General features: G+C 63.8%; 15 protein-coding genes. 11 read left to right on the top strand and 4 right to left on the bottom strand.

The window, feature by feature from the left end; all coding sequences use genetic code 11:
* Positions 1 to 13: 13 nt before the first annotated feature.
* Positions 14 to 2,716, top strand: a complete 2,703-nt coding sequence (locus JQ611_RS15925; RefSeq protein ID WP_212465958.1) for a nitrate reductase — start codon at positions 14 to 16, stop codon at positions 2,714 to 2,716.
* Positions 2,717 to 2,855: 139 nt separating this feature from the next.
* Here JQ611_RS15925 and JQ611_RS15920 read toward each other — a convergent pair whose 3' ends face one another.
* Positions 2,856 to 3,533, bottom strand: coding sequence for an L-2-amino-thiazoline-4-carboxylic acid hydrolase (locus JQ611_RS15920; protein ID WP_212465957.1), 678 nt, complete (start codon positions 3,531 to 3,533; stop codon positions 2,856 to 2,858).
* A gap of 186 nt (positions 3,534 to 3,719) precedes the next feature.
* Here JQ611_RS15920 and JQ611_RS15915 point away from each other — a divergent pair, with 186 nt between their 5' ends.
* The 7 genes from JQ611_RS15915 (at position 3,720) to JQ611_RS15885 (ending at position 14,603) form a co-directional block, all read left to right on the top strand.
* Positions 3,720 to 4,349 (top strand): LysR family transcriptional regulator, encoded by a 630-nt coding sequence (locus JQ611_RS15915; RefSeq protein WP_212389184.1) that lies wholly within the window; start codon positions 3,720 to 3,722, stop codon positions 4,347 to 4,349.
* Positions 4,350 to 4,356: 7 nt separating this feature from the next.
* Positions 4,357 to 5,199: an aldo/keto reductase gene (locus JQ611_RS15910; protein WP_212265043.1), complete on the top strand. Its 843-nt coding sequence runs from the start codon at positions 4,357 to 4,359 to the stop codon at positions 5,197 to 5,199.
* A 235-nt stretch (positions 5,200 to 5,434) separates the two neighbouring features.
* Complete coding sequence (locus JQ611_RS15905) at positions 5,435 to 6,379, top strand: DMT family transporter (protein ID WP_249133223.1); 945 nt, start codon at positions 5,435 to 5,437, stop codon at positions 6,377 to 6,379.
* Between the two features lie 201 nt (positions 6,380 to 6,580).
* Positions 6,581 to 10,519 (top strand): autotransporter domain-containing protein, encoded by a 3,939-nt coding sequence (locus JQ611_RS15900; protein WP_312011999.1) that lies wholly within the window; start codon positions 6,581 to 6,583, stop codon positions 10,517 to 10,519.
* A gap of 98 nt (positions 10,520 to 10,617) precedes the next feature.
* Entirely contained in the window at positions 10,618 to 11,700 is a 1,083-nt protein-coding gene (locus tag JQ611_RS15895; RefSeq protein WP_212465956.1) for a zinc-binding dehydrogenase, read from the top strand.
* A 159-nt stretch (positions 11,701 to 11,859) separates the two neighbouring features.
* Positions 11,860 to 13,371, top strand: a complete 1,512-nt coding sequence (locus JQ611_RS15890) for a hypothetical protein (RefSeq protein WP_212465955.1) — start codon at positions 11,860 to 11,862, stop codon at positions 13,369 to 13,371.
* A 59-nt stretch (positions 13,372 to 13,430) separates the two neighbouring features.
* Positions 13,431 to 14,603, top strand: coding sequence for a fumarylacetoacetate hydrolase family protein (locus JQ611_RS15885; protein ID WP_212389114.1), 1,173 nt, complete (start codon positions 13,431 to 13,433; stop codon positions 14,601 to 14,603).
* A gap of 109 nt (positions 14,604 to 14,712) precedes the next feature.
* On the opposite strand, the gene JQ611_RS15880 is transcribed toward JQ611_RS15885, so the two are convergent.
* Positions 14,713 to 14,949 carry a hypothetical protein gene (locus JQ611_RS15880; protein ID WP_212265033.1) on the bottom strand — a complete coding sequence of 79 codons (237 nt, stop codon included), beginning with the start codon at positions 14,947 to 14,949 and terminating at the stop codon, positions 14,713 to 14,715.
* Between the two features lie 283 nt (positions 14,950 to 15,232).
* Complete coding sequence (locus JQ611_RS15875) at positions 15,233 to 17,296, bottom strand: ATP-dependent helicase (RefSeq protein ID WP_212465954.1); 2,064 nt, start codon at positions 17,294 to 17,296, stop codon at positions 15,233 to 15,235.
* A gap of 209 nt (positions 17,297 to 17,505) precedes the next feature.
* Between JQ611_RS15875 and JQ611_RS15870 the strand changes: the two genes are divergently transcribed.
* From JQ611_RS15870 to JQ611_RS15860, 3 genes are read left to right on the top strand one after another with little or no spacing between them, the layout of a single operon-like run.
* Positions 17,506 to 19,539, top strand: a complete 2,034-nt coding sequence (locus tag JQ611_RS15870; RefSeq protein ID WP_212465953.1) for a VTT domain-containing protein — start codon at positions 17,506 to 17,508, stop codon at positions 19,537 to 19,539.
* Positions 19,536 to 20,228 carry an endonuclease/exonuclease/phosphatase family protein gene (locus JQ611_RS15865; RefSeq protein WP_312010979.1) on the top strand — a complete coding sequence of 231 codons (693 nt, stop codon included), beginning with the start codon at positions 19,536 to 19,538 and terminating at the stop codon, positions 20,226 to 20,228. Before JQ611_RS15870 ends, JQ611_RS15865 begins: the two co-directional genes overlap by 4 nt.
* A gap of 35 nt (positions 20,229 to 20,263) precedes the next feature.
* On the top strand, positions 20,264 to 21,103 hold the full coding sequence (locus tag JQ611_RS15860) for a GNAT family N-acetyltransferase (RefSeq protein ID WP_212465952.1): 840 nt from the start codon (positions 20,264 to 20,266) through the stop codon (positions 21,101 to 21,103).
* A 5-nt stretch (positions 21,104 to 21,108) separates the two neighbouring features.
* On the opposite strand, the gene fsrB is transcribed toward JQ611_RS15860, so the two are convergent.
* Positions 21,109 to 22,398 carry a siderophore utilization protein FsrB gene (fsrB, locus tag JQ611_RS15855; RefSeq protein ID WP_212465951.1) on the bottom strand — a complete coding sequence of 430 codons (1,290 nt, stop codon included), beginning with the start codon at positions 22,396 to 22,398 and terminating at the stop codon, positions 21,109 to 21,111.
* Between the last annotated feature and the right edge of the window lie 13 nt (positions 22,399 to 22,411).

Raw genomic sequence — 22,411 nt, 5'->3', positions numbered from 1 at the left:
GTCGGTTGCTCGCATGACCGCCGTCGATCCCCATCTGCGCGCCACCAAGACCACCTGCGCCTATTGCGGCGTCGGTTGCGGTGTTCTGGCGACGCCCGACGGCCGGGGTGGGGCGGCGATCTCGGGCGATCCCGAGCACCCGGCGAATTTCGGCCGGCTGTGCTCGAAGGGCTCGGCGCTCGGCGAGACGCTGGGCCTGGAAAATCGCCTGCTGCATCCAATGATCCGCTGCGACAATGGGACCATGGAGCGCGTGGCCTGGAGCGACGCGCTCGACCATGTCGCGCACCGGTTCCAGCACATCATCGCACGCGACGGCCCCGGCGCCGTCGCGTTCTATCTCTCGGGGCAGTTGCTGACCGAAGACTATTACGTCGCCAACAAGCTGATGAAGGGATTCGTCGGCAGCGCCAATGTCGACACCAATTCACGGCTGTGCATGGCGTCATCGGTCGCCGGCCATCGCCGCGCGTTCGGCGCGGATACGGTGCCGGGCTGTTACGAGGATCTCGACGAGGCCGATTTGCTGGTGCTGGTCGGCTCCAATGCGGCCTGGTGCCATCCGGTGCTGTACCAGCGCATGCTGGTCAACAAGCAGAGCCGCGGCGCCCGCATCGTGGTGATCGATCCGCGCCGGACCGATACGGTCGGCGATGACGATCTGTTTCTGGGGTTGAAGCCGGGCACCGACACCGCGCTGTTCAGCGGCTTGCTGGTGCACCTCGCCGACAATGGCGCGCTCGACCGCGATTACATCGAACGCCACACGTCAGGCTTCGACGACGCGATGGCGCGGGCGCGCAGCATGGCCGGCAGCGTCGCCGCCACCGCGCTGGCAACCGGCCTGTCCGAGCCTGATGTCGCGGCGTTCTTCCAGATGTTTGCCAGTACGCCGCGCGTGGTCACGATGTATTCGCAAGGCGTCAACCAGTCTGCGCAGGGCACCGACAAGGTCAATGCGATCCTCAACTGCCATCTTGCGACGGGTCGGATCGGCAAGCCGGGCGCGTCGCCGTTCTCGCTGACCGGACAGCCCAATGCGATGGGCGGCCGCGAGGTCGGCGGGCTCGCCAACCAGCTGGCGGCCCATATGGGTTTTACGCCGCCGGACATCGACCGCGTGCGCCGGTTCTGGAAGGCGCCGCGGATCGCCACCTATGAAGGGCTGAAAGCAGTCCAGATGTTCGAGGCCATCGCACGCGGCGAGATCAAGGCGCTGTGGGTGATCGGCACCAATCCGGCGGTGTCGCTGCCCAACGCGGATGCCATCAGCGCGGCGCTGAAGAAGCTCGAATTGTTCGTCGTCTCCGAAAACGTGATCTCCAACGACACCGTCGATGCGGGGGCGCAGGTGCTGTTTCCGGCGCAGGCGTGGGGCGAGAAATCCGGCACCGTGACCAATTCGGAACGGCGCATCTCGCGGCAGCGCGCATTCCTGTCCGCGCCGGGCGAGGCGCGACCGGATTGGTGGATCATCGGCGAGATCGCAAAACGGCTCGGCTTTGGCGCGGCATTCAATTTTGCATCAGCCGCCGACATTTTTCGCGAGCACGCCGCACTGTCGGCGTTCGAGAACGATGGTGGCCGCGATTTCGACATCGGCGGCTTGCAGGCGCTGTCGGACGAAGCGTTCGACGCGATGGCGCCGGTGCAATGGCCGATCCGGCTCGATGCGCAACCGCAGGCGCGGTTCTTTGCCGAAGGCGGATTCTTTGCCAACGAACAGAAGGCCCGTTTCATCGCACCCGAGACTCCCGCGCTGCGGACCGAGACCACGGCCGCGCGCCCGCTGCGGCTGAACACCGGCCGTGTCCGCGACCAATGGCACACCATGACCCGCACCGGGATGAGCCCGCGGCTTGGCCAGCATCTGCCGGAGCCGTTCGTCGAGGTGCACCCGGACGATGCCGCACGGCACGGTGTCGCCGATGGTGACTTTGCGCGGGTCACGACCGATTACGGACAATGCACGCTGCGGGTTATCGTCAGCGAGCGCCAGCAGCGCGGCATGCTGTTCGCGCCGATCCACTGGAGCGCGGTCACGGCGACCGGCGCACGCGTGGGATCGCTTGTCGCACCGCTCACCGATCCGTTTTCCGGCCAGCCCGAGAACAAGGCGACGCCGGCCTCGATCACCCCTTACGAATATGTGTTCCGCGGCTTTGCATTGTCGCGCACGCCGCTCGAACTGCCCGATCATGCTTGGTGGGCGCGCGTCGCCGTCAATGGCGGCTATGGCTATCTGCTCGCCGACAATGCCGATCTCAGGGGCTGGCAGTCCTGGCTCGGCGCCATCGCCGGCGATGACCTCGCCGAATACAAGGACTTTGGCGGCGGCGTCTATCGCGCGGCGTCCTTTGCCGCCGACCGTATCGAGACCTGCCTGTTCATCGGGCCGGCACGGGACGCCGGCGACTGGAATGTGGTCAAGGGCCTGTTTGCCGCCGACACGCTCAGCAACGACCAGCGCCGCATGCTGCTGTCGGGCAAATCGATCGATGGCCTGGCCAATGCCGGCCCGATCGTCTGCGCCTGTTTTGGCGTCGGCCGCACCACCATCTGCGAGACAATCGCAGCCGGCGCGCGTTCCGCTGCCGACATCGGCGCCAAGCTGAAGGCCGGCACCAATTGCGGCTCCTGCATTCCGGAGTTGAAGCGGCTGATCGCGCAGACCGCGCCGAACGCCGTGCCGCAGCAATTGGCCGTGGCGAACTAAAACCGGTCCCTCAACGTCATTGCGAGCGTAGCGAAGCAATCCATTCTTTCTTCTTTTTTGCCGCCCGATGGATTGCATCGCTTCGCTCGCAATGACGGAGGAGGCGACGCGAACGGTCCAAGCACACACGTACGTCATCCTACTCCGACGGGAGCCGCGAGAATCGGAAATCGCAGTGGTTCGCGCCGCCAGCCAACGTTTGTGTCCTTTCGAGGTAGATGCCGCGTGTTGCATAGGCGTCGAAATCAAGCCCGCAAATGTTCGGCAAGATTTCCTTATCTCCATGGCGAGCCGCGAATTTGCAGAAGCCGCAAGCCTTGTAGTTGATGCCGAATTCAAACTTGTCACCCGTATCAGGCTCGACGAAATCGTAGACGAAATCTTCCGTAAATTCTTGTCGATGGCTTTTTGCAGCCTGCTCGCGCAGTAAAGTCTGATTCTCTGACGACATGAATTGACGCCCCGAGGCGAGACGTTCCGCTTCGGGCACGGTCAGCAATTGCGCCTTGTAGGTTTCGCGCTCTATTTCGCCGATCACGGACAGCGACACGCCGTGTCGCCGGAGCACCCGGCTGATGGCCATAAAGCCCATGAGACGCATGAAGAAGTCGCTCATACGACTTGCCGCGCCTCCGACATAGGGCATTTGGGTGAGCACGATTTCGAATTCGTCCATCACCTCCTGCCTGATCCCATCAATATTGGATAGATGCGCGCTCTCGCACAACATCGCTTCGGCAAGGTCGAGGCGATGGCGCATGGCGGCCTCCATTGCACCGCGATGCTGTTCGTAAAAGGGATGGATGATCTCAGCCATTGGACATCCTCTCTGGTTCCAGCCCCATGCAGGAGCCGCTGGATCTAGTCGGCGGGGCATGGGATCTCCGGATGTTGCGGCGACCGTAACCGGGGAGATCAAGTCAGCGCAAAGCATAGTTCCTTCGCTCAAGCCCTAGAAAATCTATTGCAAGGCTGTCACCTATCGGTGTCAAACTACGACGCGATGACCTACACCCTTCCGCCACTCAACGCGCTCCGCGCGTTCGAAGCCGCCGCGCGACATCTCAGCTTCAAACTGGCTGCGCACGAGCTGCATGTGACACCTGCCGCCGTCGGGCAGCAGGTGAAAGCGCTGGAGGCGCGCCTCGGCGTACGCCTGTTCGAGCGGCTGCATAAGCAGCTCATCCTGACCGTGGCCGGCCAGGCCTATCTGCCCGAGATATCCGACGGCTTTCGTCGCATTGCGGACGCGACCTCGCAATTGAAACCGGCGGGCGCGGTGCTGCTGCAGTTGGGGGTCCACGGCAGTTTCGACCTGCGCCGGCTGGAGTTGGCGGCGTTTCGCAGCGCGTATGCGGAAATCGGCTTGCGGGTGCTGCAGCCCGCTGGCCTGCACGAACTGGTCGAGGGCAAAGTCGACCTGCTGATAGCCCGCGGTCTTGGCCACCATCCGGGCTATCGCTGCGACCGCGTCAATGAGGGATCCGGTTTGGGCGATTGGCTGATTGCGCCTGAAGGCACCGCGGATTGTCCCGAAATCGTCAGCTTCCGCGATTGGCTGCGCGCTCTGCCGGTCGAGAACCCGCTCGAAGTCCATCGCCGCCCTCGTCTGGTCGGCAACATCAGAAGTTGAGGCGATCGTGAAGCAGAAAAAATTCGGCGTCAAAGGCCCGGAAGTGTCCGTCATCGGGCAGGGCACGTGGTACATCGATCGCGGCGACCGCAAGAGCGCGGTCGCAGCACTATGCCGCGGCATCGAGCTCGGCATGACCCATGTCGACACCGCCGAAATGTACGGTGACGCGGAGCTGGTGATCGCCGAGGCGATTACGGCAGGCAAGCGCGAGGATCTCTATCTCGTCTCCAAGGTGCTGCCGAGCAACGCGTCGCGTCGCGGCACCATTGCCGCCTGCGAGCGATCGCTGAAGCGGCTGAAGACCGATCACCTCGATTGCTATCTGCTGCACTGGCGCGGATCCCATGAGCTTGAAGATACCGTGGCTGGTTTCGATCAGTTGATATCAGCCGGAAAAATCCGCTCATGGGGTGTCAGCAATTTCGACACCGACGATCTCCACGAACTGCTGGCGGTCGCCGGTGAGGGCAGGATCGCCTGCAACCAGGTGCTCTATCATTTGCAGGAGCGCGCGATCGAGCATGCTGTCATCCCGTGGTGCGAACGGCACGGCGTTGCCGTCGTCGCCTATTCACCGTTCGGTCACAATGATTTTCCCTCGCCGCACAGCAGGGAAGGCGAGGTGTTGCAGGCGATTGCCGATGCGCGCCGCGTCACCGCGCGGCAGATCGCGCTCGCATTTCTGACGCGCATTCCAGCGGTGTTTGCAATTCCGAAAGCCGCGAGCGCGGAGCATGCCGCGGATAATGCGGCGGCGGGAAAGTTGACGCTGAGCGCCAGCGAGATCGAAGCCCTCGACAACGCTTTTCCGCGTGGCCCGAAGCCGCGCGGTCTGCCTATGCTGTAGTGAACACATCTCACCTTGCGTCATGCCCGGCCATGACAGGCATCTTGTAGCGGGGCACGGTTCTTAACAAAGTGTTGCAATCGCGCCCTCAGCGCATATCCGCATCCCGTTATCGGACCTTGTTGTTCCCCCTCAAATGGCGTTTTTTAGAGCCTCGCCCGATTCGATCATTATTGCTTTCGAGATTGCCGTGACACCGCCCCCCGCCGCAGCCGCCAGGCTGGACAGCGCGCCATTGCCGTTGCCCGAGAAGAAGTACTCGACCCCGAAAGCGCCCGCTCGTGCCGATCGTCCGTTCAAGGGCATCGCGCTGATCCTGGCGTCGACGGTCTTCCTCGGCATCTCGGACGTGACGGCGAAATATCTGTCCGCGACGCTGCCTTCGATCGAGATCGCGTGGATCCGGTTCGTGGTGTTCGCCATGATCATGACGCCGGCGATGCTGCCGGGCTCGCCGCTGTTCGCGCTGCAAACCAAACGGCCCGGCCTGCAGTTGATGCGTGGCCTGACCGTGCTGGCCTCTTCGCTGTTCTTCATCTCCGGCCTACGGTTTCTCCCCATTGCGGAAGCCTCCGCCACCGGCTTCGTCGCGCCGCTGCTCGTCACCGCGTTGTCGATCGTTTTCCTCAACGAGAAGGTCGGCATGCGGCGCTGGATCGCGACCGGCGTCGGCCTGATCGGCGTCATTATCATCCTGCGGCCGGGCACCGGTGCGTTTCACCCCGCCGCGTTCTTTCCGCTGGTCTCGGCGCTGGCCTGGGCCTGCACGCTGATCATGACGCGGATGATGAGCGGCACCGAGCGCGCCATCACCGTGATGACCTATTCGTCGATCGCGGGCGTCTGCATCCTCTCTGCATTGGTGCCGTTCGTCTGGGTGACGCCGAGCTGGCACGACATCGCTTTCGGCGTCTTCATCGGCGTCGCCTCGACCGCGGGACAGTGGATCGTGGTGCTGGCGTTCCGTTACGCCGACGCCTCGGTGCTGGCGCCGTTCTCCTACACGCAATTGCTCTGGGTCAGCATCCTCGGCTTCCTGATCTTCGGCGAGGTGCCTGACGTCTACACCGTGACCGGTGCCGGCTTCATCGTCGCCAGCGGCCTCTACACCGCCCATCGCGAACGGGTGCGCCGCTCGCAGCTTCTGACGGTAGCGGCCGAGTCGTCTCCGAACGCCTGAGCGGTCCCGGCCGGCGACCTTGCGCTGGATGAGAAGGATCGCGCTCTAAGCGTTGCCCGGGTACCACAGTGTGTCCGGAAAACATCCATTTTCCGATGCCAGAACAAGGGATTCCCGCCAAACCGTCATTGTACGAGGGAACCCCATGCTAGGTTGTGCCCGGACAGCGCCAGAGAGCGCTGGGGGTAATGGGGTTTGGGCGTGCTTTTTCGATCGGCATCGGGCGTGGAAAAGCGGCTGCGGCAACGCGCGGCTGGGCTGTTGTTTGGCTGTGGCCTGGCGGTCGCGGCGGTGCCGGCGGCTCACGCCCAATCCATCTGGGGCGGCACCACGACCACGTCCGACTATAACCTCGGCACCAACTGGACTCCGGCTACCGCGCCGGTCGCTGCGGGGCAGCCGGCTGTTTTCGAGGCGACGGGGTCGGACGCCATTATCGTGACAGGAGCCATTGCGCCCGATTCCTGGACGTTCAATGCCAACTCGCAATCATTCTCGATCAGCGGCGGAGACGTCAACTTCAGCTCGGCGGGACCAGGCGGCGGCATCATGAACAACGCCAATGCCGGCCAGTTCATCGGCATTTCCAACAATATCGGGGAATCGGTTGCGGGCGTCGGGGTGTGGCAGCTGGGAGCGAGCACGCTGATCCTCTCCGGTGTCAACACCTATACCGGCGGCACGATGATCTTCGGCGGCACGGTGCAGGTCACCAACGCCAATTCGGTCGGCACTGGCCCTGTGTTTATGAACGGTGGCACGTTCCAGAGCAACGGTGCCGGCAACCTGACCTTCACCAACGACTTTTCCGTCGCCAGCGGCGGTGGCACCATCGACGTCAACAGCACGGTCCTGACGCTCTCGGGTGTCATCAACGACATTGGCGCGGGCGCTGTGTTGAACATCACCGATTCCAGCTTCAGTTTCGGCACCGCAGTGCTTTCCGGCAACAATACCTTTGCCGGCGCCCTGAATGTGATCGGCGCCAGGGTGCAGGCGACCAACGCCAATTCGATCGGCAATGCGACGGTGACGCTCGACAATGGTGCGTTCCAGGCCGGTGCCGCCGCCCTGACCTTCTTCAACGACGTCAAGATCAACACCGGCGGCGGCATCATCGATGCCAACGGCAACACGCTGTTCATGGCGGGCACCATCAGCAACGGCAACGGCGCGGGCGCGCTGCAGATCGTCGACACCACCGGCGGCAGCTCCGGCGTCGTCAGTCTGGCCGGCACCAATACCTATACCGGTGGTACCACCGTGATCGGCACCACGCTGCAGGTCACCAACAGCAGCTCGGTCGGCACCGGAACGGTGACGCTCGATGGCGGCCAGTTCCAGGCCGATGGTTTCGGCGACATCACCTTCACCAATAATTTCAGGATCAACAACTCCGCCGGCGGCGGTGCGATCGACGCCAACAACGTCACGCTGACCATCGCCGGCAACATCTCCGACGGTGTCGGCGCCGGTCAGCTGACGGTGCTGGACAGTGCGGGCCTCGGCAACGGCACCGTCGTTCTGCTCGGTACCAACACCTACACCGGCGGCACGACCATCTGCGATTGCGCGACGCTGCAACTCGGCGACGCCACCCACACGGCGTCGATCGTCGGAACCGTCTTCAACGAGGGCCGGCTGTTCATCGTCAACGCCAACATGGCGGGCGTTACGTCGATCACCAACGACGCCTCGTTCGGGTTCGGCGTCACGACGTTCATGGGCAGCAATACCGCCGGCACCGTTGCGATCACCAACCAGGCCTTTGGCTCCACGGTGTTCCTCGAGACCAGCAGCGCCGGCAGCGCCACCATCATCAATACCACGGCTGGCACCACGGTGTTCGGTCAGGCCGGCGGCATCGAAACCAGCACAGCCGGCAACGCAACGATCCAGAACAATCTCGGTGGCGAGACCACTTTCTTTGCCAGCACCAGTGCCGGCAACGCGAGCATCGTCAACGAACTCGGCGGCAGGACGTCGTTTGGTCTGGCCGTAGGTACGGATACTTCGACCGCCGGCAGCGCCACGATCACCAACAATAATTTCGGGTTTACGGAGTTCAACGCATTCTCCACCGCCGGCAATGCGACCATCACGACCAACAACGGCGGCGTCACCAATTTCTGGGACAACAGCACCGCCGGCAACGCCAAAATCGTGACCAACGACGGCGGCATAACCAGATTCCTGGACAATGCCAACGGCGGAACCGCGCAGTTCATCACCAATGGCACCGGCGAGGTCAACTTCGGCGGCAGCATTGGTCCGGGTAGTGATGGACGCATCACGGTAGGCTCGCTTGCCGGTTCCGGCACTTACTATATCGGTGGCGGCAATACCCTGCTCGTCGGTGGAAACAACCTCTCCACCGAGGTGACCGGCGTGATTGCCGATGATTGCGGTTGCTTCCCGGGTCCCGGTTCGCTGGAGAAGGTCGGCACCGGAAATCTGATCCTGTCCGGCATCAGCGCCTACACCGGCAGCACGACGGTGAACGGCGGCATACTCACCGTCAACGGTTCGATCGCCTCGTCGAGCGGTGTGACCGTCAACGCCGGCGGCACGCTCGGCGGCAACGGCATCGTCAGCAGCACCACCATCAACGGTGGCACGCTGGCGCCGGGCAACTCGGTCGGCCTGCTCACGGTGCAGGGCAGTCTGGCATTCACCGCCGCGGCCAGTTATCTGGTCGAGGTCTCGGGAGCCACCGCCGACCGCACCAATGTGACGGGAGCCGCGACGCTCGGCGGCGCGACCGTCAATGCGAGCTTCGGACCCGGCAACGTGGTCAAGCAATACACCATCCTCAACGCTGCAGGCGGCGTTGGCGGCACGTTCAATCCGGTGGTCGGCATCAACGCGCCGAACTTCAAACCCACCCTGAGCTACGACCTCAACAATGTTTATCTCAATCTCGCACTGAGCTTTGGCCCTGGCCTCACCCCCAACCAGCAGAACGTCGGCAACGCGCTGACGAATGCTTTCAATGCGGGTAGCGGTGTTCCGGTCGCGGTCGGCTCCCTGACATCCGCCGGCCTGACGCAAATATCGGGCGAGCTGGCGACCGGATCGCAGCAGTCGACCTTCGACGCGATGAACATCTTCCTCGGCCTGTTGACCGATCCCTTCATCGCCGGCCGCAGTGGCGGCGCGAGCGTGGGCGGCAGCGGCGCGACGCCCTTCACGGAAGAGAGCGGTTCATACGCCTATGCGGCGAAGCGGCAGGGCACTGCGCGCGACGCCTTCGCCAAATTCCCGACCAAGGCCGATGTCGCGCGAAACGATCTGTTCGATCAGCGCTGGAGCGTGTGGGGTTCGGCCTTTGGCGGCGGCAGCAACAGCGATGGCAACGCCAATCTCGGATCGAACAACGCCGCGGTGCGCGCGTTCGGTCTCGCCGCCGGCGCGGACTACCGGATCTCGCCATCGACGCTGGTCGGCTTCGCCTTGGCCGGCGGCGGCACCAATTTCAACGTCAATGGCTCGGGCTACGGGCGGTCGGACCTGTTCCAGGCCGGCGCCTTCGTGCGCCACAATGTCGGTGCGGCCTATGTCACCGCCGCGGCGGTTTATGGCTGGCAGGATGTGACGACGGATCGCACCGTCACCGTGGCCGGCGTCGACCGCTTGCGCGCCGAGTTCAACGCCAATGCCTGGTCCGGACGCGTCGAAGGCGGCTACCGCTACGTCACGCCCTGGATGGGCATCACGCCCTATGCCGCCGGCCAGTTCACCACCTATCAATTGCCGGCCTATGCCGAACAGGTGCTGTCGGGTTCGAATGCCTTTGCGCTGAACTATGCGGCCAAGGATGTCACGACAGGGCGCAGCGAACTCGGCGTCCGGCTCGACCGCTCCTTTGCGATGCAGAGCGCGGTCCTCACGCTGCGCGGCCGCGCTGCCTGGGCGCATAATTTCAACACCGATCGCAGCATCACGGCGCTGTTCCAGTCGGTGCCCGGCGCCACCTTCCTCGTGAGCGGCGCGGCGCAGGCTCCGAACACCGCGCTGACTACGGCCTCCGCCGAAATGAAATGGCTGAACGGCTGGTCCGCCGCCGCTACCTTCGAAGGCGAGTTCTCCGACATCACCCGCTCCTATGCCGGCAAGGGCGTCATCCGCTACACTTGGTAACGCCGTCTTCCGGGGTAAACCGCCGCCTGTTTTCGTTCTTTCCTTCTGCAACCAGCTGTGGGAGAGGAAAAGACAACGAATAACAGGAGAGAACGCCGATGCGGGCTGCAATCTTCCGGAACGGTGAGATCGTCGTCGACCAGATGCCGGAGCCCAAGCCGGGCGCCGGCATGGTGCTCGTCAAATCATTGGCCTGCGGCATTTGCGGCTCCGATCTGCACGCGCGCAAGCACGCCCACCGCATGGTCGAACTTGCAAAACATTTTCCCGGCCGAAAGCCGATGGACCTTTCGCGTGACGTCGTGTTCGGCCACGAATTCTGCTGCGAAATTCTCGACTATGGTCCGGGCACCACGCGAAAACTCAAGGCCAGCACCAGGGTATGCTCGCTGCCGGCGCTGCTGACCGCGGAAGGCCCGCAGGGCATCGGCTATTCCAACGACAATGTCGGCGCCTATGCCGAGCGCATGCTGCTCAGCGAAGCGCTGCTGCTGGAAGTTCCGAACGGATTGGCGGCCGAGCATGCGGCGCTGACCGAGCCGCTGGCGGTCGGCGTTCACGCGGTTGCGAAAGCCAATATCAAAGGAGGCGAAGTGCCGCTGGTGATCGGCTGCGGCCCGGTCGGGCTCGCCGTGATCGCCGCACTCAAGATCAGGGGATTGCACCCGATCGTGGCCGCGGATTATTCGCCGGCGCGCCGGGCGCTGGCCGAAAAGCTCGGCGCTGACATCGTCGTGGACCCTGCGCGCACCCAACCTTACACGACCTGGGCCGAGCACGCCGCGATGTCGCCGGAGGAAAAAGCCGCGCGGCCGCCGCTGCAGGCCCTGTTGCCGGCGCTGAAACCCGCGCTGATCTTCGAATGCGTCGGCATCCCCGGCGTGATCCAGCAGGTGTTCGAAGGCGCGCCGCGCGATGCGCGCATCGTCGTGGTCGGCGTCTGCATGGAGACCGACCGCTCCGAGCCGATGCTCGGCATCCTCAAAGAGCTCAACGTCCAATATGTGCTCGGCTACACGCCGGATGAATTCGCCTATTCCCTGCGCCTGATCGCGGAAGGCGAGGTCGATGCGGCCTCGCTGGTGACCGCAAGCGTCGGCATCGACGGCGTCGCGCAGGCCTTTGCGGATCTGGCCAATCCGGAGCGGCATACCAAGATCATCGTGGAGCCGTGGCGGTGATTCCGTCGTCCCGGACAAGCGAAGCGCGATCCGGGACCCATACGCCGCGGCAGTAGTTGTTGAGCGCAATGGTCGACGGTTTCTTTCAACAACAGACCGGGATTATGGGTCCTGGCGTTCGCCGGGACGACGGCGTGATCCGTGTGCTAGGCAGGGCCGATGAACAGCACACCAGCCCAGCCAAAACCTCCCGTCGGTGCGATCGCGGCCGGTATCGTCCTCAGCGTCGTCATTCTCCTGCTATGGGCCCTGCAGCTGGTGACCGTGGCCAGCCTCGGCCAGAGCGATCCGGCGGGCAACGGCCTGGCGCAGGCCTATGCCGCGATCCAGATGATCGTGCTGTGGCTGCTGCTGATGGTCCTGACGATTCTCGCCGGCGCCAGAGGTGTAGCACCCCGGGCCGCCAAAATTGCCGCGCTTGTCATCGTTCCGGCTTCGGGTCTCGTTACGTCCGCGGCCGCCGGTTTGCTTTCGCGGCCTTTCGTCTCGCCGTTTTTGTGGCCAATCGTTATTCCGGCGCTGGTTCCGCCGCTGATCGTTATGTGGTGTCTGTTCGCGCTGTCGGCTGCGCGGTTGCGCGCAGGCACCATCCGGATTGTGGGCGGCGCCCTGCTGGCGATGGCCGTTGCGGTTTGCGTCTCGATCTGGCCGTTGTCGCACATGCGCAAGGCGGTGGACGATCAGGAGGCCGCCCGGCTGCAGCAATACGATACCGATCTCGCGCGCGTGGCCGCCAATGCGCCGCTATGGGAATGGACGCCGTTCCTCGACACGCGTGACGGGACCAAGCAACAGAAGGTGCTCGACGATATTCGCAAGCTCGATCAGCGTCAGGTCCAGGCCGAAGCGATGCTTAAGCGTGGTGACTTTCCGCTTCGCTACCTCGCCTTCTTCGATCTCGATCCGACGCCGGCGCTGTGTGCGAAAGCTCGCGCGTTGCTCGGCAAGCGCGCTGAATCGCTGATGCTTGATAGCGCCAAGCGCCAACCCTATGCCGCGATCGCCGACCAGGTATCCGCTGCGCTCGCCGCGATGGGCTGGCTGGTCGGATATGGCTGTTCCTGCGATGCGGAATCGACGGCGTGGGAAACCATGGCGAAGGCGTATACCGACCCCCTCTACGACGTTCATCGCCTGGCCGAGCTTCGTGACCCCAAACAATTGGGACGAACTGCGCGGGAGCGTCCGGAGCGCTTCTCGATGTTGAACGCGCAGTCGCATTTGCGGGGATGGCTCAGGTTTGTCGATGAGGCGGGCCTGCAGGCGCAGGCGCTGGCCGGCGCCCGCCAGGTGGGCAGCCGCACCGCCGACGCCGTCGAAATCCTGCGCGACAAATACGACGAGGAAAGCCGCTGGAAACTGCAGCGCTTCCTCGTCAGGCTCGACCTCGAGGCGACGCAGCCTCTGTGCATGAACGCGCTGAGCGAGCTGCACGCCCAGTTTGCAAAAATCTACCGCCCGGCGCCGGCCGACGAGCCGCGGCCCTATTCCGAACTGCTGCAACGGCTGGGGACCAGCGAGCAACTGCCCAATCTGATATGGCTGTCGCGGCATGGCTGCGCCGCGGGGCCCGAACTGGATGAGGCCATAGCGCTGGTGAAGGCGTATCAGGACTCGGCCGATCGGGCAAAAATGCTGGCAACGCTGACCGCGCTTCGATCGGCGCGTTAGCACCAAAGCCGGCGCGCGTGTAGAGTGATAAAAAACCAGTCGCAAGGGGAGACGAGTAAATGATCACACTGACCGCAAAAGACGTCCTGCCGGAAGACGGCGCTGATGGCACGCTGGTGGGGCGGGTCTGGATGCCTGATCTCGCAGGCCCGGCCGTGGTCGCAGTCCGCAACGACGGCGTCTTCGATGTCAGCGCGCGGTTCTCCACCGTCAGTGCCCTGTGCGAGGAGGCCAACCCCGCGAACGCGCTGCGCGACACCGCGGGGACGCGGGTCGGCGATCTCGAAAGCATCGTCGCCAACACGCCGCCCGATCGCCGCGACAGGGCAAAGCCCTGGCTGCTGGCGCCGCTCGACCTGCAGGTCCTCAAAGCCGCCGGCGTCACCTTTGCGATCTCGATGCTGGAGCGCGTGATCGAGGAGCGGGCGCGCGGCAATCCGGCCTCGGCGGAAGCGATCCGCAAGGAAGTGGTGCGGCTGGTCGGCGACGACCTTTCAAAGCTCAAGCCTGGCTCGGGCGAAGCGATGAAGCTGAAGGCGGTGCTGATCGAGCAGAACGCCTGGAGCCAGTACCTGGAAGTCGGCATCGGTCCGGACGCCGAAGTGTTCACCAAGGCGCCGACGATGTCTTCCGTCGGCACGGGCATGGATGCCGGCCTGCATCCGAAATCGACCTGGAACAATCCGGAGCCGGAAGTCGTGCTGGTCGTGTCGAGCCGCGGCGCGATCGTCGGCGCGATGCTCGGCAACGACGTCAATCTTCGCGACTTCGAGGGGCGCTCGGCGCTGCTGTTGTCGAAAGCCAAGGACAACAACGCCTCCTGCGCCGTCGGCCCGCTGCTGCGGCTGTTCGACAATGGTTTTTCGCTCGATGACGTGCGCAAAATGGATGTCGGGCTGACCGTGAAGGGACAGGACGGTTTTGTCCTCGACGGCCATTCCTCGATCAGCAAGATCAGCCGCGATCCCACCGACCTCGTCGCCCAGACCATCGGGCCGGTGCATCAATATCCCGACGGCTTTGCGCTGTTCCTCGGCACCATGTTCGCGCCCGTGAAAGACCGCGATGCGCCGGGCGAGGGCTTTACCCACAAGCGCGACGACATCGTCACGATCTCGGCGCCGCAGCTTGGCAAGCTTGTCAACCGCATGCGCACCAGCGACGAATGCGAGCCCTGGACGTTCGGCATCGGCGAACTGATGCGGAACCTGGCCAAGCGGAAGGTGCTGTAGCGTTGCTTCGTAGGGTGGGCAAAGCGCAAGCGTGCCCACCATTTCGCTTCGTGCAGGTGATGGTGGGCACGGCGCAAGGGCGCCTTTGCCCACCCTACGATGTCTGTGATTACGGCATCACGAGCGTAATGACACCGTCGTCGACGGTGCCGCCCTTGATGCCGTCGCGCGCCATCTCTTCGATGACAGGCCATTTCTCGCGGAACAGAACCGATGCCTCCTGCATGCTTGGCGCGTCGACCTTGACGCAGCAGGCCCGACGTTCACCGTCATTCGCGATCTGGAAGAAGAAACTGTAGCCACCCGGTTCCCCATCGCCATTCATCTGATTTCGTTGTTGTCGCATTCAGTGTCCCCTGATTTGCGTCGATCGGAGACCAGTTGCGTTTTCAATTTGGATTTTCGTGCGGCGCGATTGTGTCGCCGGAAATTTTCGCCGCACCTGTTGCAAACATAAGACAATTGGAACCAGCACAGCTCTGCGAACTGCCCATCTCATTGGCAGATGCCTGAGTGTTGTTCAGCGGACTAGAGCCTTTTCCGTTCCGATGGAATCGGAACGGGGCTCTAGATTCTGCTTTGACGCGTTTTCTTGACGCGACCCGGTGTCCACTTGGCTGGAAAACGCTCTACCGCCACATCCCGCGCATGCGAGCACCGACGTCAATGCGCGGACCGTTGCTTGCGGGCCGGGAAGCGGCTCCCGTCACCGCGAGCGGCCAGGTCGTCTTGTCGAACAAGGCGAGCAGGCGATCGGGAATGAAACGGGTTCTCGACGCATAGACGTGGCGGTCGCCCTTCGCGTGCTGCCCGTGCGTGAAGAAACGCTGTGGGACGAGAAGATGCAGATCATCCTTGGCCCTGGTCATGGCGACGTAGAGCAGCCGTCGTTCTTCTTCGATCTCGGCCGTCGTTCCGGTACCGAGGTCCGAGGGCATGCAGCCGTCGACCACATTGAGCACGAACACCGACTTCCACTCCTGGCCCTTGGCAGAGTGAATCGTCGACAGGATCAAATAGTCCTCGTCGAGCAGGGGAACCCCGGCCTGGTCGCTGGTGGCGTCGGGCGGATCGAGCGTCAGTTCGGTGAGGAAGCGTTCACGGGAGGCATATCCGCTCGCGATTTGTTCAAGCTGGACAAGATCGGCCCGGCGGGTTTCGGCATCCTCGTGAATTCGATCCAGATGCGGTTCGTACCACAAACGCGCGCGTTCGAGATCGGCAGGCCAGGTTGAACGGCGCAGGTCCGCAATGACGGCGGTGAATGTTTTCCAGTCCTCGCCGGCGCGCGGCGGGATTGGCGCCCGGGCAAGCGCTGCAATCGGATCGGGATCGTTGGCCATGTGATCAAGCACGCGCTGCGCCGAGGCGGGGCCGACGCCCGGGATCAGGTGCATCAGCCGAAAGCCGGCCACACGATCTCGCGGGTTCTCGACGAAGCGCAGCAACGCCAGCATGTCCTTGACGTGGGCGGCGTCGAGGAATTTGAGGCCGCCAAACTTGACGAAGGGGATGTTGCGCCGGGTCAACTCGACTTCCAGCGAACCGCTATGGCTGGATGTCCGGAACAGAACGGCCTGCTCCTTCAACCGCGCGCCGGACTCCCGGTTCTCCAGAACGCGTTCCACGATGCAGCGCGCCTGGTCGCCTTCGTCGCGCACCGTGACAAGCTGGGGTTTTGTCCCCGAACTCCGGTCGGTCCAGAGATTCTTGGTGAAGCGCTCGCGGGCCAGATCGATCACGCCATTGGCTGCGGCCAGAATGGCCTGTGTCGACCGATAGTTTCGATCAAGCGTGATGATGCTGGCCGGTGGCGAGAATTGTGTCGGGAAGTCGAGGATGTTGCGCACCGTCGCAGCGCGGAATGAATAGATCGCCTGCGCATCGTCGCCGACGACGGTGAGGCCGTGGCCGCCGGGCTTGAGTGCCAGCAGAATGGACGACTGCAGGCGGTTGGTGTCCTGGTATTCATCGACCAGGACATGGTCGAAGCGGCCGCCGATATCGTCGGCGATTTCAGCATCTTTCATGGTCTGCGCCCAGTAGAGCAGCAGGTCGTCATAATCGAGCACGTTCTGGCGCTGCTTGGCCTCGACATAGCCGGCGAACAATTCTTTCAATTCGGCTGCCCATCCGGCGCACCACGGGAATGATGCCCCCAAAACCTGCTCGATCGGCGCCTCGGCGTTGACGCATCGCGAGTAGATCGAAAGGCAAGTGCCCTTGGTTGGGAAACGGCTTTCGGTCTTGGAGAAGCCGAGATCATGCCGGACCAGATTCATGAGGTCGGCTGAGTCCTCGCGGTCGTGGATCGTGAAGGCGGGGTTGAGGCCGATCTGGTCTGCGTATTCACGAAGCAGACGCGCACCGATACCGTGGAAGGTGCCGGCCCAGGCCAGGGCATCGGTCATCACGCCGGCGTTGTCACCCATGACCTTCCGCGCGATCCGTTCGACGCGCCTGGTCATTTCGGATGCAGCACGGCGTGAAAACGTCATGAGAAGAATGCGGCGGGGGTCGGCACCGCTGACGATCAGGTGGGCCACGCGATGCGCAAGCGTGTTGGTCTTGCCGGATCCAGCTCCGGCAATCACCAGGAGCGGCGCAACAGGGCCCGGTCCGATCGCGCCATGCTCGACCGCGCGGCGCTGTTCCGGATTGAGATTGTCGAGATAGGCAGCGGCAATTGACACGAATGGTTCGTCCCCAGGAGCGAATCAACGGTCACTGATTCTCGCTTTGTTCGCAATGATCCCGCGCCACTGCCGGGCAGGGAACTCAGCAAGTTCCAGGGCGTTTGAATGGGATATGCGTTCTCATTCAGCAGAGGTGATAACTGCTTCAACGTGCATCCATTCTCGTCCCTGGCCAGACCATCTGGAAAAAGGGCGAAGCAAGCCGGGTGGCTGTGCTGAACGACGCGGCCGAATATTTCGCGGCCCTGCGGGACGTGCTGCTCCGCGCGGAGCGGCAGGTCTATATCGTCGGCTGGGATATTCACAGCGAGACCGACCTGGTGGGGCCGTCAGGCCGTGCCGAAGATGGATTGCCGGTCAAGCTCGGCGCCTTCCTGAAGGCCTTGCTGCAGAGCAAGCCGGCGCTGCGCATCAACATCCTGACCTGGGATTTCGCGGCGCTGTATGCCGCGGAGCGCGAATGGAATTCCGCTGCAAAATTCACCGCGGGCTGTGACGGACGACTTTGCTTCTGCCTGGATGCCTGTCTGCCCCTGGGCTCCGCCCAGCATCAGAAGATCGTCGTGGCCGACAATGCGATCGCCTTCGTCGGTGGCCTCGACCTCACGATCCGCAGGTGGGACACCAGCGAGCACCGTCTCGACCATCCGTTGCGCCGCGATCCCGACGGCAAGCCTTACCCGCCATTCCATGATGTCCAGTGCATGGTCGAGGGCCCGGCGGCAGCCGCGCTCGGCGAAATCGCAATGGCGAGGTGGACGGCGGCCGGCTGCACCAGTGAACCGCTGCTGCCCGTCGCAGGCGATCATTGGCCGGCATCCGTACCGGCGCAGGCGCAAGCGATTACGGCCGGCATCGCGAGAACCGAACCGAAAACCGAGACCTGCGAGGAAATAGATGAGGTCGCGCGGTTGTTCGAGGCCTCGATCAACGCGGCGAACAGCTTCATCTATATCGAGAACCAGTTCACCAGCGCCAACGAGATCGCGCGCTCGCTGGCGCGGCGGATGCTGGACGTTCCCGCGCTGCGTGTTCTCATCGTGACCCCGAAGGGGCATTCGTCATGGTTCGAATCCCAGGCGATGCAGGGCGGCCGGGAAGGCTTCCTCGATCCGTTCGTTGCCGCCGGGGTTACCGATCGCCTTCGTATCCTTTATCCGTCGGTCGCCGATGAGAAATCATCCGCAGCGGTGATGGTGCACAGCAAAGTCATGATCGTCGACGACGGCTTTCTCCGCGTCGGCTCCGCCAATATCAACAACCGCTCCATGGGGGCGGATACCGAATGCGACCTGGCGTTCGAGGCGACGTCCGAACGTCACCGTGATTTCATCCGCAGCCAGCGGCGCCGCTTGATCGGGCATTTTTGCGGGCTTGACGAAGCTGTCATCGCGGACAATGAGGACGACCTGTTTGGATTTATCGACCGCCATGCGGCGAGTGGCGCGGGCAGGGCGCTGGTGCCGATCGATTTCGAACATGCGCCGGCGCTGATCGGCATCGTCCAGCCGCTCGCGGATCCAAGGCATCCGCTCAACCTCCAGCGCGCCGCGCGGCGGATGTGGAACGGGCGTACCGTGATGGCGGCGGCCGGCACCGCGGCCGCGCTGGCGGGACTGGCCCTTGCCTGGCGCTATACGCCGCTGAGCAACTACACCGATCTCGGATACGTAGCCTCGCTGATTTCGCAGCACGCGCAATCGGCATTCGCGCCGCTGTATGCGGTTGCGCTGTTCGTGCTGGGCGGGCTGGTGGTATTTCCAGTGATCGTCCTGATTGCCGCGACGGCGGCGGCGCTGGGGCCCTGGATCGGCGCCCTGAGCGCCACGGTTGGGGTCCTCTTGAGCTCACTGCTGCTGTTCATGATCGGCCGTCTAATGGGTCACAAACGCCTTCAGGCGGTACTCGGCGCCCGCGCCTTGCGCGTTCAGAACCGCATCACCGGCCGCGGCGTTGTCGCGGTGGCGATGATCCGGATGGTCCCGATCGCTCCCTTTACGCTGGTCAACCTTCTGGCTGGCGCGAGCCAGCTCCGACTGAGCGACTTTCTGATCGGAACCCTGCTTGGAATGGCGCCGGGCATCATCACGATGGCCGCGCTGGGCGCGCAGATCGCGGACTTCGCCAGGAATGCCTCATGGTCGAACATCGTGCCGCTCGGCCTGACCATCGTGCTGTGGATCGCCGTTTGTCTCGCGGTCCAGTTCCTGGTGACCTGGCTGAGCGGTCGGCGAACGTGACGGGTACGCTGCGCGTGATGACATGGAACGTGCACGGCACGTTCAATCTCAATCCCGACTTCGACCTTGAAGGTGTCTGTTCGGTCATTGAGAAATGGTCGCCTGACGTCGTGGCCCTGCAGGAAGTCGACTCGCGCGGACGCCTCGACGATGTGTTCGGACGGCTGGCGGACGCCGTAGGCGAGCACCGCGTGGAAGCCCACTCGATCGTCACGCAGGATGGTCACTATGGCCAGGTCCTGCTGAGCCGATGGCCCTTCGCCTGCGAACCCACAGTGACCGACGTCTCCTATCAGGAGAGGGAACCGCGCCGGGCGATTTCCGCGCGCATCCTCGCGCCGATCGGCGAGGTGAATGTGGTGGCGACCCATCTTGGTCTGAGCATGCACGAACGTTACGCGCAGGCGCAGGCGCTCGCCGCGCTGGTGAATGCGCCATGGACCATCGTCCTCGGTGACTTCAACGACTGGTTCTGGTTCAAGTCCGTGCGCCGGGCCCTGGCAGCGCGATGTCCGGTTCGAACGCGCCTGCGGACGTTCCCGTCGCGATTCCCCGTCCTGCGCCTCGACCGCGTCTACGCCACCCCGAGCGGGACGATTGTGAAGGCGTGGACCGATCACGAGGCGAGGAGTTGTTCAGACCATCTGCCGGTTATTGCGGACATCGCGTTTTCTCATGATAATTTGTGATATCGGTTGATAATTCCAACTGTGCGATCGCCGCCATGAATGATTTGCGCATCCGGCCGATGCGGCCGGACGACATCTCGATAGCCGTCGACTGGGCGGCGGCCGAAGGCTGGAACCCGGGCTTCGCCGACGCCGCCTGTTTCGCAACCGTTGATCCCCAGGGCTTTTTCATCGGCGAGCTCGATGGCGCTCCGGCGGCGACGGTCTCCTGCGTCAATTACAGCGATCATTTTTCCTTCCTCGGTTTCTATATCGTGCGCGCGGATCTGCGCGGCCGCGGCTACGGGTTGGGGATATGGAACGCGGCCATCGCGCATGCGGGCCCGCGCGTGATCGGGCTCGACGGCGTGGTCGCGCAGCAGCAAAACTATCGGCGGTCCGGATTCGAACTGGCCTACGCCAACGTCCGTTATGGCGGCACCGTCGCGGCCCCGGCCGTGCCATCTGGCGTCGTCGCGCTGACCGAACTTCCATTGGCGGCCGTGGCGGCCTACGACGCGACCGTGTTTCCGGCGCCGCGCACCGCGTTCCTGCGCGCCTGGATCAACGCGCCCGGGCATAGCGGTCGCGCCCTCGTGCGCGATGGCGCGCTTGCCGGATGGGGCGTGATCCGCGCATGCCGGAAGGGCCACAAGATCGGCCCGCTGGTGGCCGACGATCGCGCCACGGCCGAGGTCGTTCTATCGGCTTTGCTGGCCAGCGTGGGCGGCGGCGAGATATTCCTCGACGTTCCCGGCATCAGCCGCGACGCCGTCGCGTTGGCGCAGGATCTGGGGCTGGCGCCGGTGTTCGAGACGGCGCGGATGTATACCGGCACGATCCCGCCGTTGCGGCTGGAACGGGTGTTCGGCGTTACGACGTTTGAGCTCGGGTAGCGGCGCTATTCTGCGGGCGCGAGCTGTCCGCCAGGTCGTGTCGCCGCGGTCTCGCGCACCCGGACCCGGGCACGGCGCTTGCGCCACCAGATCACGACGCCGGTCACCGACAGCGCCGCAACCACCAGCCCCATGATTGAGATCAGGATGCGGCCGGGCAGCCCGACGATACGGCCGGAATGCAGGGGGAACTGCGCCTGCACGAAGATGTCGGCGGCGGTGCCGACCCACGGCAGCCGCGCGCCGATCGGGCGTCCGTCCTCGCTGTCGTAGTAAAGCTGCGCCGGTCCGACGCCGCCGCTGCCGTGATCGTCGCCGGGGTGGAAGAAGCCCGCGGCATACACGCCGTGCGCCGGACCGTAATTGATCGAGCCGACCGGCGTGGTCCAGCCGCGGCTCTTGCCGTCGGCCGCCGCACGTGCGGCGATGTCGGCAAAGCTGACCTTGGGTTCGATCGGATCGTCGAGATGCCGGTACGGACGCTGCTCATAGGGCGTCGGGGTATAATCCGACACCGTCTTCATCAACGGCGAGAACACCTCGAAATACAAATTGAGCGAGAACGCCGTGAAGGCGATCACGAACAGCAGCGCCCAGGTCCACAGGCTGAAGGCGCGGTGGATGTCGAAATTGATCCGGTAGGTGTTGCCCGAGGTTTTGATCTTCCAGGCCGGCGCCCAGCGCACCCAAAAGCCACGGCCGAGCTCGCGCTCGACGGCAGGTGCGCGGCCCGCCCGGGCGCGGCGACGCGACGGCAGCGTCAGATAGAAACCGACGAAGCAATCGATGGTCCATATGATGGCAATGACGCCGAGCACGCGCATGCCCCAGCGGTCACTGCCCCAGAACTCCGGAATGTGCATGGTGTAGTGCAGCTTGTAGAGGAACGAGACGAAGTTCTCGCGCGTCACCGGCCACACCGCGCCCCAGTAGCGCCGGCCGAGCTCTGCGCCGGTGTTGGGATCGAGGAATATCTGGTTGTAGTCGAGGCTGAATCGCTTGCCGGTGGCGGGATCGATCCGAGGCAACACGAAGAACCACAGCGAGTGGTCCTTTTCCGGCGTCATGAACATGTGGATGACGCGCGCGCGGGGATCGCGCTGCTCGATCAGCTTGACGAGATCGATGGAGGGAATCGCCGGACCGCTGCTGGTCACGTCGAACAGATGCTTGTTGAGCGCGTCGTCGATCTCGTGATCCCACGAGATGATCGCGCCGGTAATGCCCGAAAAAAACAGAAAGCCGGCCGTGAGAAGGCCGGCCCAGCGATGTAGTCGCCCGAAGATCGATCTCATGGCGTTCGCCCGT

Origin of the sequence: Bradyrhizobium sp. AUGA SZCCT0182 (assembly GCF_018130185.1) — a bacterium.
Classification (GTDB): domain Bacteria; phylum Pseudomonadota; class Alphaproteobacteria; order Rhizobiales; family Xanthobacteraceae; genus Bradyrhizobium.
Note: the sequence above shows the minus strand (reverse complement) of the source record. Positions and strands in the feature narration are given on the sequence as shown.